The following is a 15649-nucleotide window of genomic DNA, read 5'->3' as shown; positions in this document are numbered from 1 at the left end:
GTCTAGGGACGGAGCTTCGTGACGGAAATCCGATAAAAACCGACGCCTTGGTCGTTTTATCGCCGTTTGCGCGGTGTCAGTCTTTGACGCAATCCGCCAAGCACCAGCTGTGCGGCCTCGGAGCCGGGGCCGCCCGCCGGACGCAGGGCCACCACTTCGACGGACTGGGGTGCTTCCTCGCGCAGGGCCCAGACGCAGAGGTCCTCGGGGAAGGAGCGCAGCAGCCGCAGGTCCGGGGCGATGGCGCAGGCGCGGTAGGCGCGCAGCAGGTCGAACAGGTGCAGGAAGCTCTGCACGCGCGACACCTCGCGTACGGTGACGTCGTGGGCGGCGAAGCGGGCGCTGTTGGCGCCCCCGTAGGGGTCATCGCGCTGCCAGTCCACGAAGGGCTGGCCCTCGAGGTCCTCCACGTCGAGCGCGCGGCGTGAGGCATGGCGCGAGGCCAGCTCGCTCGTGGGGCCGGCGAGTACCACCATGGGCAGGTGCAGGAGGGACTCGGCCTCCACGCCGCGGTGGGGCGGCAGCGGGGTGAAGTCCACGGCGAGGTCGAGCTGGCGCGTCTGTACCTGGCGCACGAGCTCGAAGGTGCCGCCGAAGCTGACCTCGAGCTTGATGCCGCCCTGGGCGACGTCGCCGGCGATGCCCGCGAGCAGGAAGTTGGAGAGGGTGGGGTTGAGGCCCAGGCGCAGGCTGGCCTCGGCGCTGGCGAGGTCGCGCAGGCGCTTGAGGCCGAGCTGGTGCAGGGGCGTCTGGGTGCCCTCGTAGAGCTTCTCGCCGCGGGCGGTGAGGTGGAGGCGGCGGCCGGGGCCGCGCTCGAGCAGGGGCTGGCCATCGGCGAGCGCGTCCTCGAGGGCGCGGAGGTGCTCGCTGACGACGGAGCGGGCCACGCCGAGGTGCTCGGCGGCGCCTTCGAGACTGCCGGACTCGACGGCGGCCGCGAAGGACTCGAGCCAGACGAGGTGCCGGGGGAGCTTGCGCGGGGGCATCAGTCCTCCCAGAGGGCGTTCAGCTCCAGTTCGAGAGCCTCGAAGGGTTCGGCGCGCACCCGGACGTCGCCCACGTGCGTCGCGAGCAGCGCGTAGTGCGCGCCTTCCAGGCGGAACACCTCCAACGTGCGGAGCTCCGGGTCGATGAGCCACACATGGTGCACTCCCTCTCGCGCGTAGATGGGGAGCTTGCGCGCACGGTCACGCGCTTCCGTGGAGGGAGAGAGGATCTCGCAGACCCAGTCGGGCGCAAGCGTCAGGGCGGCGCCTTGGGGCTTCTCCGGGAGCCGTTCGCGGCGCCAGCCTCCGAAGTCCGGGACCAGGACGTCACCTTGCAAGTGCAGCTCCGGCTCGAAGAGGATTCGCCATCCTCCAGGTCCGCCCTTGCCTCGATGAAAGGGTCCGAGCAACTCCGAGGCGAGCTGCGTCGTGAGCAGGGTGTGGGGCATGGCCGGCCGGGGGCTCGCGTAGAGCTCGCCAGCGATGATCTCTCCCACCATGTTTGGGGGGAGCGCCTCCAGGTCTGCGTAGGTTGCGGGTCGCTTTCCCATCCCCATCTCATCCACGTCCATCCGAGCGACAGGTTCCATGTCTGGAGCTTGTCGTCGGAGTCCGACATCTCGCCTGCTCGGCCTCAATCGGGCGCGTTCTCTTCTTCCCATGCACCCGCCCCCAGGTCGAGTGCCACCCGGGTGCCACCGTTCACTGGTCTGGCCCTGGTGCCGCCGGGGGCCTGCCTCTCCGCCCGGGGCTCCCTATAGTGGGTGGGACCGTGGCCACCTCACCGGACAACCTGCGGGCGCGGCTCGAGGACCGCGCGGATCTGCTCGAAGCCACGCGCCTGCGGTACCGGGCGCTGGACAAGATGCTGCGCGCCTTCTTCTGGAAGGACCGGGTGCGCGCCAACCTCGAACTGTTGCGCGAGGTGGCTCAAGCCCAGCCCCAGGTGGACGCCACGTTGGAGGCCGTGGCCCGGCGCGCGGAGGCCGAGGGCTGGCCGAAGGACTCGGCGCCCCGGGTGCTGCTGCGCGAGGTGGAGCGCCTGCGCGAGGCCGTCGCGGGAGCGGTGGAGCGGCGGCTCATCGCGAAGGAGAAGCCCGCACAGCTTCGCGAGGCCCTGCTGCTGCTGGAGGAGGAGGTGCTGGACGCGGGGCCGCTGCTGGGGCGGCGCCTGTGGGCCCAGGCGGTGGAGATTCTGCCGCGCAACCTCCCGGAGCTGCGGGCCGCATGCGTGGCGGCCGAGGTCTTCGAGCGCGTCTTCAAGCGTCCGGCCCCGCCTCGCGCGCTGCCCTTCGACGCGGCCGAGGCGGATGAGGTCCGGCGGGCCCTGCCCCTGGCCGAGACGGCGCTGGCCTCGCTCTGGGCGCGGCTGGAGCGCTTCGACGCCACGGGCCGGGTGAGGGCCTTCCTGGAGAAGCGGGCGAGGAGCGCGCCAGTCCGTCCGCCGCGCAGTGGGCCGGAGCTGCTGCTGCACGCGGCCTTCTGGCACGACCTGGCGCGGGCCCGGCTGAAGGCGCTGCTGGAGTCGCGCCTGTCGCCCGTGGTGGCGCGCGAGGAGGAGTGGCCGGAGCTGTTGGGCTGGCTGGTGGCGCGGGAGGCCTCGGCGGAGGCGCGGCTGGGGGCCTCGGAGGTGCTGAGCGAGGGGCGGGCCGGGCTGCTGGAGGTGGCGGCGGAGCTGGCGGCGCTCTCGCACGCGCGTCCCGCGGGCCCGTGGAACGAGGAAGCCGCCTGGGTGCGGCTGTGGACGGCGGCGCAGCGGGCGAGGGCCGAGACGGGCCCGGACGTGGAGCAGCTGCGCGACTCGCTGCGCCTCTTCATCCGCCTGCGCGGCCAGGGGCAGACGCCCGCGAGGCTCTTCTCCCCGGCCGCGGAGCCGCTCTCCCGGCTCCCCTCCGGGCACGTGGGCGATGCGCCGGACGACCTGGCGGGGCTGGTGCAGCGGGCTCGGGAAGCAGCCGGGCGGCCCCGGGTGGGGCGGGTGTTGGGGTAGGCCTTTAACCTGGACGCTCGCATCATCGGATGGGAGAAAGGCCTCCCGTGCGCCTGCTGGCACTCCAAGTCCAGGACTTCCGCAACCTCGGCCAGGTCTCCCTGGTGCCGAGCCCGCACGCGACCATCGCCGTGGGGCAGAACGGCCAGGGCAAGACGAACCTCCTGGAGGGGCTCTACTTCCTGGCGACGCTCAAGCCGCTGCGCGCCGGCCGCCTGTCGGAGCTCGTGCGCTGGGGGGCGTCCTCGGCGCGGGTGACGGGCCGCTTCCTGCTCAAGGGCGCCGAGCGCGAAATCTCCGTCGAGGTGGCCGGGGGCGTGCGGCAGGCCTTCGTGGACGGCAAGAAGGCCTCCAGCCTGGAGGACTACTTCGGGGGCGTGTCGGTGGTGGCCTTCACGCCGGACGACCTCGAGGTGGTGAAGGGCGGGCCGGACGCGCGGCGGGCCTTCCTGGACCGGGCGGTGTTCAACCGCTTCCCCGCCTTCCTGCGCGAGAGCCGCGAGTACGGGCGGGCGTTGAAGAACCGCAACCGGCTGCTCAAGGCGGGCCCGGTGGAGCCGGCGTACCTGGAGGCCTACGACGAGACGCTCGCGAAGACGGGAGCGCGGGTGTACGCGCGGCGGCGGGCGCTGATGGCGGAGCTGGCGCCGAGGGCCCAGGCGACGTTCGCGTCCATCGGCCGCACGCCGGAGCCGGCGGTGTATGGCTACCACCCGGCGCACCTGGGCGACGTGGACTTCGCGGCGGCGGACGAGGTCACGCTGGCGGTGGCGCTGCGCGAGGCCCTGGCGACGCGCTCGCGCAGGGACCTGGACCGGGGCTTCACGTCGGTGGGTCCGCACGTGGACGACGTGGCGGTGACGCTGGGTGGCCGCAGCGCCCGGGCGTACGCGAGCCAGGGACAGCAGCGCGCGCTGGTGCTGGGGTGGAAGATCGCGGAGATCGAGAACCTCGAGGCGGCGATGGGCTTTTTGCCGCTGCTGCTGCTCGACGACGTGTCGAGCGAGCTGGACCCCGAGCGCAACGCGTACCTGATGAACTACCTGGCGGCGAGCGGGGCGCAGGTGTTCCTGACGACGACGGACGCGGGGCTGGTGCGCGCGGCGGCGGCGGAGGACTCGCTGTGGCTGGGCGTGCGCACCGGAGAGGTCACCAGCGCGCCTCGGGCCGAGCAACCGGCGAGCGGGCCGGCGTAGCCATTGCCGGCCAGTCGAAGCTACCAGCGGGAGCTTCCGCCGCGTCCCGCCGTCCAGAACGAGGTGGGCACGAAGCACACGCAGAGGAAGGCCCCCAGGTACAGCCCGAGCGTCTGGAGTGGCGCGTTGCCGAAGCGCACGAGCAGGACGGACAGGGCGATGCTCCCCGCCAGCGTGGTCCAGCGCGCGAGCGGATGGGGGAGGAGGCGCAGCAGCCCCGCGCCGAGCGACGGGGTGAAGAGGGGCCCCACCCGGCTGACGAACGAGCGCTCCTCCTCGAGTGCCTCGCGGAGCTGCTCCTGGTACCGCTGCTTCTCGGCGAACGGCCCGGCGGTGGCCTCCTGGCGCGCGTGTTGGACGACCTGCATCTGCTCGCGCATCTGGGCCTCGGCCTGCTGCCGGGTACGCGCGAGCTCCGCGTCATAGGCGAGCTGCTCGGGGGACTGGAGGTCCGCGCCGCACGTGGTGCACGCCTGGGCGAAGCGTCCGTTCTCCGTCTGGCATCGCACGCAGCGCGGGAAGTGTTGCCCCGGCGCGGACGTGTCATCGAGCGCCAGCGGCGTCTGGCCATGCAGCTTGAAGCGCTCGACATGGGCCTCGGGCACGGCCACCGGGGCGGGGGCCTCGTCGCGGGGCCCGGCCACGGACTCGAAGCGGCCGCCGTCCTGCAGCTTCACCTGTCCCCCGGCGGGCGTCTTGTCGCCGCGCGAGCGCTCGAGGTGCATGAAGCGGGAGAACTTGTTCTGGGAGGACATCGTCTACTCCTTGCGCGAGCCGCTGCCGGACGACGAGGCCGGACGGGTGCGCCCTCGGGCCCACTCGCGCAGCTGGCGAATCTCATCGCGCATCGTGACGGCGATGGGGAACGTTTCCTGGATGGCCCGCGAGAGGTGGCGCTGCTCCAGCTCCACGCCCTCGCCGAAGGCCTCGTAGAGCGCGGCGATGACGACCTGCTCTATCTCCGCGCCGCTGAAGTCCGTGGCCAGCCCGGCGAGCGCGCCCAGGTCGAACGTGGCGGGGTCTCTCTTCCGACGCTGCAGGTGGATGCGGAAGATGTCGCGGCGCTCGGCGGCCTCGGGCAGGTCGATGAAGAAGATTTCGTCGAAGCGGCCCTTGCGCAGCAGCTCGGGCGGCAGGCCCTCGATCCGGTTCGCGGTGGCCACGACGAACACGGGGGCCGTCTTCTCCTGGAGCCAGGTGAGCAGCGTGCCGAAGACGCGCGCGGTGACGCCGCCGTCGGTCTGCCCCGAGGAGGCCACGCCGGACAGGCCCTTCTCAATCTCATCCACCCAGAGCACCACGGGGGCGATGCTCTCGGCGACGCGGATGGCCTTGCGCAGGTTCTCCTCGGAGGAGCCCACCAGCCCGCTGAAGATGCGGCCCATGTCCAGCCGCAGCAGGGGCAGGTTCCAGTGCGCGGCGATGGCCTTGGAGGTGAGGCTCTTGCCGCAGCCCTGCACGCCGAGCATCAGCAGACCCCGCGGCTCGGGCAGGCCGAACTGGCGGGCGCGCTCGCCGAAGGCCGAGGTGCGCTGGTCGAGCCATTGCTTGAGGTTCTGCAGGCCGCCCACGCCGCCCAGGTCCTGCTCCGGCGGGTAGTACTCGAGCAGCCCGCTCTTGCGGATGACCTGGCGCTTCTCGTCCTGCACCCGGCGGATGTCCGTGGCGTCCAGCTTGCCGTCGTGGGCAATCGCCTTGGCGAAGGCGTTCTCCGCCTCGGAGAGCGTGAGGCCCTGGGCGGCCTGGATGAGCTGGGCGGCGTCCTCGCGCGACAGCTCGATGGTGGCCTTGTTGCCCCGGCGCACCACCGCGACGATTTCCTTGAGCAGGTTCATCAGCTCGTGGAAGCCGGGCAGCGGCACGTCGAGCACCGACACCTCCTTCTCCAGCTCGGTGGGGATGGCGAGCGTGGGCGACAGGAGGATGACGGTGGTGAAGGTGCTCTTGAGCGAGTGGGCGAGCTCACGCAGGGCGCGCACCACGGGCTTCTCGTCGAGGTAGGGATGGAAGTCCTTGAGCACGACGAGCGAGGGCTCGGAGAGCTTCTCGATGGCGGCGAGGGCCTCGAGCGGGCCGCGGGTGTCCTCGGGGAGGGCGGGGCCTCGGGAGCCGCCCGGGTAGCGCAGGCCCCGGCTGACGGACCAGGTGAGCAGTCCCTTGCCGTGGGCGCGCGCCATGTCCGCGAGCAGGGAGTCCACGCGGTGCTCCTCCCACGACACGAGGTAGAGCAGCGGGTAGCGGGCGCGGATGAGGATGTCGAGCTCCTCGAGCCAGGGGGCGGAGGAGGCTGGAGACCCGGGACGGGGGAGCGCGGGGCTGGACGCCATGCCCCTGGGTATACCAGCCCGCGAGCGGCTCGCGCACCAGGGGGGCGGGCGAGCTACTTGAGGGCGACGGGGTCCACCTCGGCGAGCAGCTTGGTGACGCGGGCCTCGTCGATGCGGGCGGTGATGCGCTCCTGCTCGTGCTGGTCGCGCACCGTCTTGGAGAGGCTGAAGGTGGAGCCGATGCTGAAGAGCAGCCCCATGCCCAGGAAGGCCTTCTGCCAGCCGTCCACGGGCAGGTGGTAGATGCCGAGCGCCGTCACGCCGACGGCCAGAGCGAAGGACAGCCACGACTGGATGACCCAGGCGCCACTGTGGGTCGGCTGCACGGCGGTGGTGTTGGAGCGGGACATGGTGCACCTCGTTCGAGAGAGCGCTCCGCAGTGGAAGCGCGTGGACGGGACACAACATGCACCCGTTGCTCGCAAACCGCATGGAACTAACGACTCGGGCTTCGATAAGCTGGAGTGCATGATTCAGCTCCAGCGCCTCGAGGGCTTCTACTGGGTCGCGCGATGCGAGGGGTACGCGCGAGCGGCCCGTGCCTTCCCGTACCCCATCACCCAGCCCGGGGTGCACCAGCAGGTGAAGCGGCTCGAGTCCGAGCTGGGCGTGCGTCTCTTCGAGCGGGTGGGCAAGGACCGGGTGGTGCTCACGCCGCAGGGCCGCGCGCTCTACGAGTACGTGGCGCCCTTCTACGAGGGCCTGTCCACGCTGGAGCGCTCGCTGCGGACGGGGACGGTGGGAGGGCGGCTGCGCATCCACGCCTCGGGGCACACGCTGCGCCACCTGCTGCCCCCGTGGTTGCGGCGGTTGCAGGGACAGCGGCCGGACATCGAGGTGGCGCTCTTCGAGGCGAAGGTGCCCGCGGTGGCGCTGGTGCGCTCGGGCGAGGCCGATCTACTCGTGGACCACCTGCCCGAGGTGCCCTCGGACTTCGAGGCGCAGCAGGTGGGCAAGACGCGCGCCTTCCTCGTGTTCCCCTCCAACCATCGGCTCGCGCGCAAGGGCCCGGTGAGCCCCGAGCCCTTCCGGGACGAGCCCTTCATCACCTACAGCTCGGACCCGCAGTTGAGGGATTTGCAGCTCGCGGCGCTCGCGCACTTCGGCGTGGTGCCGCAGCGCATGTACGCGGCGGACTCATCGGAGACGATTCTCGGCTTCGTCGCGGCGGGGCTCGGCTATTCGCTGCTGGCGTCGCTGCTGCCGCGAGGGCCGAAGGTGCCCGGCGTGGTAGCGCAACCGCTCACCGAGCCGGCCCGCGAGTTCCCCATCTACGCCGCCTGGCGCAAGGGCAGGCAGCGCAACCCGCTCATCGACGCGCTGCTGGGGCTCGCGCCGAAGCCGTGAGGGAGTGCCTCGCTTCAGGAGGGATGTTTTCACCCAGGGTCGCTGCGCGTCGGCCACGACGCGGCATGTCAGGGCCCGGTGCTACGTGGGGTCCATGCCTGCCGGGACCGCGTGTCCCATTCCCTGGAGGAGTTCCGTGAAGAAGATGTCGATGCTGCTGGCCGCGCTCTGTCTGGCCTCTGCGCCCGCTCTGGCCGCCGACTACAAGTGCAATGGCAACCGGGTGGAGAAGAGCGGCAGCACCCACTACACCGTGCGCACCTCGGGCGCGGACATCACCATCGAGAAGGGTGGCAGCACCCGCGGCAAGGCCGTCAAGCGCGGCAGCGTCTACGCCGTCGAGGTGGGCGGCAGCACCCAGGCCACCATCGAGAACGGCCGCATCTACAAGGGCGGCTCCACCTGGTCCTCCGTCAGCGAGGCCCAGCGCGTCTACGACTGCCCTGATCTCGTCGCCGCCACCCTCTGGGTGCTCGACCAGCAGGGCCAGCTGTAACGCCTCGCGCCCGCTCGCCCGCCGCTCACCGGCCCGCCGTGGAGGACTCCCCGGCGGGCCGTCGTGTCTCCGCGCTCAGCGCCGGCGCAGGCGGAAGCGCCGCGCGTGGTGCGTGCCCGGCCCGGCGGCCTCCTGGGGCACGTGCTGGAAGAAGGGGAAGCGGAACTCCGCCCACAGCACCAGGTACGCCACGCCAAACACCGCCGTGGCCACCTCCCAGTACCAGGACAGCCCGAACGCCAGACTCACCAGCGCCGCCACCACGCACACCACCCCCACGCCCAGGGCCACCTCCCGGCGCCTCGGGCTCTCCGACATCGCGAAGCCCATGGAGACGAGCGACAGGGCCAATAGCAGCCACGCCAGCCCGAATGCTTCCCGGGCGTACAGGAGGGCAATCGACAGCAGGAACAATCCCAATCCGAACAGCCCCAACCCACCGTCCATGAGGTGCCTCCTCCAGGTTTCTTCCAAGTGGCAAGGGTTCAGGCCCTAACATCCGCATCTGTCCACCACTGGAGGAACGCTCGGTAGGGCATGCGCCCGGCACGCCCGGCCGCTCCTCGCGGGGCACGGAATTCAACCTTTCCTCCCCCCACGACTCACGGGCTCTTGCATGGGTGCCTACCCTCGCGGCGATGGGGATGGGAGCCAGTCGTCGTCAGGTTTTCGCGCTGTTCCTGCTGCTCGCGCCCGCCGTGGGCTGCCACCGGGGCGTGCGCTTCGAAAATCACGTGCTCAGCAAGCCCGGCGTGAGCTACCGCGTCGGCGAGCTGCCGCCTTCCTGGGAGCGGGTGAAGCTCTCGCAGAACGACCTCGCCTGGTACCTGGAGGACACCGGCCACGCGCTGTCGGTGAACTCGGACTGCCAGGAGCACGAGGACGCGCCGCTGGACGTGCTCACCCGCCACCTGCTCCTGGGCTTCACCGAGCGGCTGGAGGTGGCGCAAGAGAAGGTGGTGGTGGACGAGCGTGAGGCCCTGCGCTCGCGCTACCGGGCCAAGCTGGACGGGGTGCCCGTGGAGCTGCTGTTCCTCGTGTTGAAGAAGGACCACTGCGTCTACGACTTCACCTACGTGGCGCCGCTGGGGCGCTTCGAGGACCGGGTCCGGGACTTCGAGGCGCTGGTGCATGGCTTCCGCTCGGAGCGTGCGTCATGACCACGAGGGCCGAGGTACACCCTCCCCACTCCCGCCGGCCGGTGGAGTCCTCGCGGGCGGGAGCCATCAACACCGAGGACGGCTCGCTGCGCCAGCGCATGGAGGCGCGGCTGGTGCGGCTGGGCGAGCTGATGGTGATGGCGGGCAAGGTGGCCAGGCGCGCGGTGACGCCGCCCTTCGCCCCCTCCGCGCTCGTCTACCAGGTGGAGGCGCTGGGCGTGCGCTCGCTGCCCATCGCCCTGCTCACGGCCACCTTCGCGGGGCTCGTCATCGCCCTGCAGTTCGGCTACTTCCTGGGCCGCTTCGGCGTGCAGTACACCGTGGGCCGGGTGGTGGTGCTCACCCTCTTCCGCGAGCTGTCCCCGGTGCTCATCGCCCTCACCGTGGGGGCGCGCGTGGGCTCGGGCATCGCCGCCGAGCTGGGCTCCATGACGGTCACCGAGCAGGTGGATGCCATCCGCGCGCTCGGGGCGGACCCGCTGCGCAAGCTGGTGGTGCCCCGGGTGCTCGCCTGCTTCATCCTCATGCCCGCGCTCACCGTGCTCGCGGACGCCATCGGCATGGTGGCCGGCGCGGTCATCGTGAACGTGCAGTACAGCATCAGCCACACCCAGTTCTTCCAGGGCGCGCTGGACACCGTGGTGATGAGCGACTTCCTCTCCGGCGTCTTCAAGGGCCTCGTCTTCGGGGGCATCGTCGGCCTGGTGGGGTGCTTCCGCGGCCTCATCGTCGAGGGGGGCACCGAGGGCGTGGGCCACGCCACCACCCAGACGGTGGCCATCACCTCCGTCTCCGTGCTCCTGGCCGACTTCTTCATCACCAAGCTCACCCTCTGGCTCTGAGATGCTCTTCCGCCGTCCCACGCCCCGCCTGCGCTTCCGCCCGCCCACGCCCGGCGAGGAGCTCATCCGCTTCGAGCACCTGCAGAAGTCCTTCGGTCCCAAGCGCGTCTACGACGACCTGCTGCTCTCGGTGTTCGCGGGCGAGACGCTCACCGTGATGGGCGGCTCGGGCACGGGCAAGAGCGTGCTGCTCAAGTGCCTCATCGGCTTGATGCGGCCGGACGCGGGCCGCATCCTCTTCGAGGGGCAGGACCTCACGGGCTTCCGCGAGGAGGACTACATCGACGTGCGCCGGCACGTGGCCATGGTGTTCCAGGGCTCGGCGCTGTTCGACTCGCTCACGGTGGGGGAGAACATCGCCTATCCGCTGCGCGAGCACTTCCCGGACATGCCGCCCGCGGAGCTGCAGGCGCGGGTGGCCGAGAAGCTGCGGCTGGTGGACCTGCCGGGCATCGAGGACATGAAGCCGGCGGACCTGTCCGGCGGCATGAAGCGGCGCGTGGGCCTGGCGAGGGCCATCGCCACCGACCCGGAGGTCATCCTCTGGGACGAGCCCACCACGGGGTTGGACCCAGTCACGACCGAGAACATCAACCAGATGATTCGTTCCATGCAAAAGAAACTCGGATGCACCTCCATCGTGGTGACGCATGACATGATGAGTGCCTTCACCGTGTCCGACCGGATCGCCATGCTGGCCAACCGCCGCATCGTCCAGGTGGGGACGCCGGCGGAGATGAGGCTCTCCACGCTGCCGGAGGTGCGGGCCTTCCTGGACGCCCGGCGCGGGGAATTCGCGGCGCGGGAGGGGGTGTCGCCATGAGTCTCTTCGGCAACACGACGGGCGAGCGGCGGATGGCGGTGCGGGTGGGGCTCTTCGTGGCCGCGGCGCTCACCCTGGCGGGCGTCATCGTCTTCCTCATCGGCGAGGAGTCGCGCCTCTTCGAGAAGGAGGTGACGTACCACACCTACTTCGAGAACGTGCAGGGCCTGGCCGAGCAGTCCCCGGTGTGGCTGGGCGGCATGGAGGTGGGCAAGGTGGCCGGGGTGAACTTCCCGTCCAAGCCCGGCGAGAAGCGCCTGGAGGTCCAGCTCAAGCTCAACTCCGAGTACGCCAAGCGGGTGCGGACGGACTCGGTGGCGCGGCTGTCCAGCCTGGGCGTGCTGGGGGACATGGCGGTGGATATTTCCCTCGGCTCGCTGGACCAGCCCCAGGTGCCCCCGGGCGGGGAGATTCCGAGCGCGGCCGGCGGGGACCTGTCCTCGCTGATGCGCGGCGCGGCGCAGGTGATGGAGGACTCGGTGGCGGTGAGCCGCACGGTGCGCAAGGCGGTGGAGGCGTACGCCAATCCCCAGGTGGCCGAGGACATGGCCGCCAGCGCGCACAGCCTGCGGATGCTGCTCGCCGAGGTGGAAAAGGGCGATGGGGCCCTGCACGCGCTCATCTATGACAAGCAGACGGGCCGCGAGGTGCGCCAGTTGATGGCCAATGCCTCGCGCACGGCGGCGCGGATGGACGGCGCCCTGGGGCATGTGGAGGCGCTGCTCGGCGAGGTGCGCCACGGCAAGGGCCCGGCGCACGCGCTCTTCTACGATCCCGAGGGCGCCAAGGCCTTGTCCGAGCTGGGTGACGCGGCGGGGCAGCTCGCCGGGCTGCTCGAGGACGCGAAGAAGAACCCGGACAGCGCGGTGCACCAGCTGGTGTATGGGAATGCGGGCAACATGATGGCGGACCTGGGCAGCGCCGCGGCGGACATCAAGCAGATTACGTCCATGGTGGCGCGCGGCGAGGGCTCGCTGGGCGGCATCCTCAAGGACCCGACCGTGTACGAGGACTTGCGCGAGGTGGTGGGCAACGTGCGGCGCAACAAGGTGCTGCGTGCGTTGGTGCGCTTCGCCATCGACAACAACGACAACGTCCAGTACGTGGGCCGCCCGCTGGAGCCCCCGAAGGACAGCGAGGGGACGCGCGGAATCGGCGGCGCCGGAGACACCTCCGGAGAGCCGCGCCAGGACGTGCCCGTGCTGCCGCCTCCGCCGCCGGTGCCCGCGGGCCACGGCCCCTGAGGGGCCGGGCTCAGGCGGCCGGGCGTTGCTCGCCGGAGGGCAGGCGGGCGTTCTCGGCCGCCAGGCGGTCCGCCGTCGGGCTGAAGGCCATCGCCCGGGCCGCCCGGTAGAGCAGCAGGGTGGTCGTCACGATGGAGCCCACGAGGCCGAGGTACCCGAAGAGCACCACGCCGCGCTGGAGGTCGACCACCAGGGCGGCGATGGTCGCGGCGAAGCTCAGGGTGTAGAGCGCCAGGAGCTTGTTGCTGAAAGCAGTTGGGGGATTCATCGCGAGTAGTCTCCGTGTGAGGGCCTGCAACTCACAGAGGGCGCGACTCGCGATTGTGACGGGACTCTTCCCTACCAGGACACGAGGAAGGAAACGACGAGCGCGGCCGCGGCCATGATGCCGATGACGGTGAGCGCCGCGGGACTGCCCTGGAACATGGCGCCGACGCTCCCATCCGCCTCGTGGTTGCCCCGAGGCGCCCGTTCGACGACCGCCCGGTCGATGAGGATCACGCTGAGGCTGGCCGCGAGCCAGAGGCCAAGAGCCAGCCAGGACACGGAGCGCAGCATGTAGCCGAGCCCGAGTGACCCGGCGGCAAGGACATACGCGATGGCGTACGCCACGACCGTCCGCGAGGTGAAGTAGGTGGTGCGAGGGGTTCCGCTGGCCATGACGCGCGCTCCATCCCCCTCTCCGCCGCGAAACGTGAGGCGTCACCCGAAGCCAGGCAATCCCACGGAGGAACCGGCGAGGCGGGCGCTCCCTCGCCAGCCTCCCATCAGGCGTCAGCGGGTGAAGCGCTCGAGGGTCCCGTTGGCATCCCCCACCATCAGCACCTCCCCCGTGTGGAGCAGCGTGGCCGTTTCCTCGCTGCGGTGCTGGAGCATCTGCGGCGCGGGGAGCCACGCGTTCGTTGAAGGCTCGTACACCGCCGCGTTGCCAGCGGCGTCGGTGACCAGGACCTCGCCCGAGTAGAGCATCGTCGCGGAGAAGAGGGGCGTCAGGTTGAAGGGGAAGGAAGGACCCAGCGACCAGGTCCCGCTGTACGGCTCGTAGAGCTCCACCGTGTTGTCGCCGCCAATGCCTCCGACGATCATCACCGTGCCAGAGTAGAGCCGGAGGGAGAAGTGGCCGTGGCGGGCCCGGGCCAGATGGCCGGCCGGCGACCAGCTGTTCGTGGCGGGATCATAGAGACTCGCCTCGGAGGAGGTGTCGGCCGGGTAGGTGGCGCCGAACCACAGGTAGCCGCCCGTCACCAGCTGTATGGGATTGCCCGCATGCAGCGGCTCCACGCGCGGCACCGCCTCGGGGTAGAAAGCGCCGCATGGAATTGGAGCTCCGAGGCAAGGCGGCATTGGTGACGGGCAGCAGCCGGGGGATTGGCCGGGCCATCGCGGCGGCGCTGGCGCGCGAGGGCGTGCGGGTGTGTTTGAGCGCGCGGGGCGCGGAGGCGCTGGAGGCGGCGGCCACGGAGCTGCGCGCGGCGGGTGCCGAGGCCGTCACGGTGGCGGGAGACGTGGCCACCCCCGAGGGCGCGGCGGCGGCGGTGGACGCGGCGGTGCGGGCCTTCGGCGCGTTGGACATTCTCGTCAACAACGTGGGCGGCAGCGGGGGCGCGGGCTCGTTCGAGGCGGCCTCGGCCGCGCAGTGGAGGGACGTGGTGGACCGCAACCTCATGGCCGCCGTGTGGTGCGGGCAGCACGCGGTGGAGCGGATGAAGGCCGCGGGCGGCGGGTGCATCGTGCACATCAACTCCATCTACGGCCGCGAGTACGGCACCAGCGCGCCCTATACGGCGGCCAAGGCGGGCCTCACCGCGCTCACCAAGGAGATGGCCATCGACCTGGCGCGCCACCGCATCCGCGTCAACGGCGTGGCCCCGGGCTCCATCCTCTTCCCCGGGGGCAGCTGGGACCGGCGGCGGCAGGCGGCCCCGGAGAAGGTGGAGAAGCTGGTGCGCGAGGAATTGCCCTGGGGGCGCTTCGGCACCCCCGAGGAGGTGGCCGACGTGGTCGTCTTCCTGTGCTCGGAGCGGGCGCGCTGGGTGACGGGGGCCACCGTGCCGGTGGATGGGGGACAGGGCCGCGCCTTCTGACGCGGGCGGGCAAGCGTGTAGAGTGCGCGCGTGCTGAAGCTCTACAAGAAGGATGGCGACACCCTGCGCTACTGGGAGGCCTGGGTGCACGAGGACAAGCTCACCGTGCATTGGGGCGTCGTCGGCGAGCAGGGCGAGGAGAAGCACCTGCCCCTCCCCGCGGACGAGGATCCGGACATGGCGCTCGCCCAGGCCGCCGAGCCCCTGGTGGACCAGGGCTACGACGAGCCGGAGCCGGACATGATGACGCCGCTCGTCATCCAATACCCGTTGCAGGGCAAGGGCACGGGCCAGGACTTCTCCAAGCGCAACGACGTGGAGGAGCTCGTCACGAGCATGCTCGGCTGGACGGGCAATGGCGAGGTGGAGGGCGCGGAGACTCAGCCCGGCCGCATGAACGTCTTCTGCTGGGTGCTGGTGCCGGACATCGCCGTGCGCACGCTCGTCGAGGCGCTCGACGAGGACGACCTGCTGGAGGGCGCCGTCCTCGCCGTGGTGCGCGAGGACGAGCCGCCCCGTGTGCTCTGGCCCGAGGACTACTCCGGCCCCTTCCGCGTCTGACGTCGGACGGAGGGTGGATGGCCCGCGGGGCGCACCCGGGGCAGACTGCGGCTCGTGTCCACGCGTCTGCCCTGCGTCCTGCTCCTGCTCACCCCGGCCGTGGCGCTGGCCGGCATCGCCCGTGGCCCGCGCGCTGGAGTGCCTCGCTGCTGGCGCTCCTCGTGCTGCTCTTCTGCGCGACGATGGCCACGGTGGGCATCGGCCACCACGTGGGCTGGCTGGTGTCGGGCCGCGCGCCGGTGGTGGAGAGCTCGTGGCGCTTCATGCGGGAGCTGCGAGAGCCCGCGGAGCTGTGCGAGCGGGCCCTGGTGCTGTCCAGGTCGGGCGTGAAGGAGGCGCAGGTGGCGCGGGCGCTGCTGAGCGGCGAGGACACGCGGGACAAGGCCGAGCGGCTGTATGTCATTCCCTGGCGTGAGCCCGGAGGCGAGGTGGGTTTCCTCGTCTTCCCGCACGACCCCGCCGTGCGCGAGAAGTCGGGAGGCCTGCGCTGTCGAAGCGGGCGGGAGCAGGATGAGCCCGTCGCGGCGGCGGAGCTGTCCCGGCTCCTGTCGGAGGGGCAGGTGGCGGCGGGCACGGCCCCGTGAGGGCCCATG

At 71.3% G+C, this 15649-nt stretch carries 20 protein-coding genes; 11 read left to right on the top strand and 9 right to left on the bottom strand.

Going from position 1 to position 15649, the window contains the following annotated elements; all coding sequences use genetic code 11:
* Positions 1-56: 56 nt before the first annotated feature.
* Both ACJ8AN_RS36120 and ACJ8AN_RS36115 read right to left on the bottom strand, forming a co-directional pair.
* Complete coding sequence (locus ACJ8AN_RS36120; protein ID WP_407760130.1) at positions 57-986, bottom strand: LysR substrate-binding domain-containing protein; 930 nt, start codon at positions 984-986, stop codon at positions 57-59.
* Positions 986-1537, bottom strand: a complete 552-nt coding sequence (locus tag ACJ8AN_RS36115; protein ID WP_407760129.1) for a Uma2 family endonuclease — start codon at positions 1535-1537, stop codon at positions 986-988. The genes ACJ8AN_RS36120 and ACJ8AN_RS36115 overlap by 1 nt, the downstream gene beginning before the upstream one ends.
* 221 nt (positions 1538-1758) lie before the next feature.
* Between ACJ8AN_RS36115 and ACJ8AN_RS36110 the strand changes: the two genes are divergently transcribed.
* Together ACJ8AN_RS36110 and recF are read left to right on the top strand one after the other, a co-directional pair.
* Positions 1759-2976, top strand: coding sequence for a hypothetical protein (locus ACJ8AN_RS36110; protein ID WP_407760128.1), 1218 nt, complete (start codon positions 1759-1761; stop codon positions 2974-2976).
* Positions 2977-3023: 47 nt separating this feature from the next.
* Positions 3024-4172 carry a DNA replication/repair protein RecF gene (gene recF / locus ACJ8AN_RS36105; RefSeq protein WP_407760127.1) on the top strand — a complete coding sequence of 383 codons (1149 nt, stop codon included), beginning with the start codon at positions 3024-3026 and terminating at the stop codon, positions 4170-4172.
* A 20-nt stretch (positions 4173-4192) separates the two neighbouring features.
* Here the strand turns inward: recF and ACJ8AN_RS36100 are convergent, their stop codons facing one another.
* The 3 genes from ACJ8AN_RS36100 to ACJ8AN_RS36090 are packed head-to-tail and all read right to left on the bottom strand — an operon-like array spanning position 4193 to position 6849.
* Positions 4193-4927, bottom strand: coding sequence for a hypothetical protein (locus ACJ8AN_RS36100; RefSeq protein WP_407760126.1), 735 nt, complete (start codon positions 4925-4927; stop codon positions 4193-4195).
* A gap of 3 nt (positions 4928-4930) precedes the next feature.
* Positions 4931-6499, bottom strand: coding sequence for an AAA family ATPase (locus ACJ8AN_RS36095; protein ID WP_407760125.1), 1569 nt, complete (start codon positions 6497-6499; stop codon positions 4931-4933).
* A 53-nt stretch (positions 6500-6552) separates the two neighbouring features.
* Positions 6553-6849, bottom strand: a complete 297-nt coding sequence (locus ACJ8AN_RS36090; RefSeq protein ID WP_407760124.1) for a YiaA/YiaB family inner membrane protein — start codon at positions 6847-6849, stop codon at positions 6553-6555.
* Between ACJ8AN_RS36090 and ACJ8AN_RS36085 the strand changes: the two genes are divergently transcribed.
* Positions 6848-7846: a LysR family transcriptional regulator gene (locus ACJ8AN_RS36085; RefSeq protein ID WP_407760123.1), complete on the top strand. Its 999-nt coding sequence runs from the start codon at positions 6848-6850 to the stop codon at positions 7844-7846. The genes ACJ8AN_RS36090 and ACJ8AN_RS36085 overlap by 2 nt on opposite strands.
* A 136-nt stretch (positions 7847-7982) precedes the next feature.
* Positions 7983-8342: a hypothetical protein gene (locus ACJ8AN_RS36080; RefSeq protein WP_407760122.1), complete on the top strand. Its 360-nt coding sequence runs from the start codon at positions 7983-7985 to the stop codon at positions 8340-8342.
* Between the two features lie 75 nt (positions 8343-8417).
* Here ACJ8AN_RS36080 and ACJ8AN_RS36075 read toward each other — a convergent pair whose 3' ends face one another.
* The gene (locus tag ACJ8AN_RS36075) at positions 8418-8789 is read right to left on the bottom strand and encodes a hypothetical protein (protein WP_407760121.1); all 372 of its coding nucleotides are present in this window, start codon (positions 8787-8789) and stop codon (positions 8418-8420) included.
* 197 nt (positions 8790-8986) lie between these two features.
* Here ACJ8AN_RS36075 and ACJ8AN_RS36070 point away from each other — a divergent pair, with 197 nt between their 5' ends.
* From ACJ8AN_RS36070 to ACJ8AN_RS36055, 4 genes are all read left to right on the top strand, one after another.
* Entirely contained in the window at positions 8987-9502 is a 516-nt protein-coding gene (locus tag ACJ8AN_RS36070) for a hypothetical protein (RefSeq protein ID WP_407760120.1), read from the top strand.
* Between the two features lie 98 nt (positions 9503-9600).
* Entirely contained in the window at positions 9601-10344 is a 744-nt protein-coding gene (locus ACJ8AN_RS36065) for an MlaE family ABC transporter permease (protein WP_407760165.1), read from the top strand.
* A 1-nt stretch (position 10345) separates the two neighbouring features.
* Positions 10346-11167: an ABC transporter ATP-binding protein gene (locus ACJ8AN_RS36060; RefSeq protein ID WP_407760119.1), complete on the top strand. Its 822-nt coding sequence runs from the start codon at positions 10346-10348 to the stop codon at positions 11165-11167.
* Positions 11164-12411, top strand: a complete 1248-nt coding sequence (locus ACJ8AN_RS36055) for an MlaD family protein (protein ID WP_407760118.1) — start codon at positions 11164-11166, stop codon at positions 12409-12411. The genes ACJ8AN_RS36060 and ACJ8AN_RS36055 overlap by 4 nt, the downstream gene beginning before the upstream one ends.
* Before the next feature lie 10 nt (positions 12412-12421).
* On the opposite strand, the gene ACJ8AN_RS36050 is transcribed toward ACJ8AN_RS36055, so the two are convergent.
* From ACJ8AN_RS36050 to ACJ8AN_RS36040, 3 genes are all read right to left on the bottom strand, one after another.
* Positions 12422-12679, bottom strand: coding sequence for a hypothetical protein (locus ACJ8AN_RS36050; RefSeq protein WP_407760117.1), 258 nt, complete (start codon positions 12677-12679; stop codon positions 12422-12424).
* Between the two features lie 71 nt (positions 12680-12750).
* Positions 12751-13071 carry a hypothetical protein gene (locus ACJ8AN_RS36045; protein WP_407760116.1) on the bottom strand — a complete coding sequence of 107 codons (321 nt, stop codon included), beginning with the start codon at positions 13069-13071 and terminating at the stop codon, positions 12751-12753.
* 114 nt (positions 13072-13185) lie between these two features.
* Positions 13186-13692, bottom strand: a complete 507-nt coding sequence (locus ACJ8AN_RS36040; protein ID WP_407760115.1) for a hypothetical protein — start codon at positions 13690-13692, stop codon at positions 13186-13188.
* A gap of 32 nt (positions 13693-13724) precedes the next feature.
* Between ACJ8AN_RS36040 and ACJ8AN_RS36035 the strand changes: the two genes are divergently transcribed.
* From ACJ8AN_RS36035 to ACJ8AN_RS36025, 3 genes are all read left to right on the top strand, one after another.
* Positions 13725-14495, top strand: coding sequence for an SDR family NAD(P)-dependent oxidoreductase (locus ACJ8AN_RS36035; protein WP_407760114.1), 771 nt, complete (start codon positions 13725-13727; stop codon positions 14493-14495).
* Positions 14496-14525: 30 nt separating this feature from the next.
* On the top strand, positions 14526-15056 hold the full coding sequence (locus tag ACJ8AN_RS36030) for a hypothetical protein (protein WP_407760113.1): 531 nt from the start codon (positions 14526-14528) through the stop codon (positions 15054-15056).
* Between the two features lie 161 nt (positions 15057-15217).
* Positions 15218-15640, top strand: a complete 423-nt coding sequence (locus ACJ8AN_RS36025; RefSeq protein ID WP_407760112.1) for a hypothetical protein — start codon at positions 15218-15220, stop codon at positions 15638-15640.
* The last annotated feature ends 9 nt before the right edge of the window (positions 15641-15649 follow it).

It is taken from the genome of Archangium sp. (assembly GCF_045802675.1).
GTDB lineage: Bacteria > Myxococcota > Myxococcia > Myxococcales > Myxococcaceae > Archangium.
The sequence above is the reverse complement of the archived record's forward strand: the minus strand, read 5'-3'. Positions and strand labels throughout refer to the sequence as shown.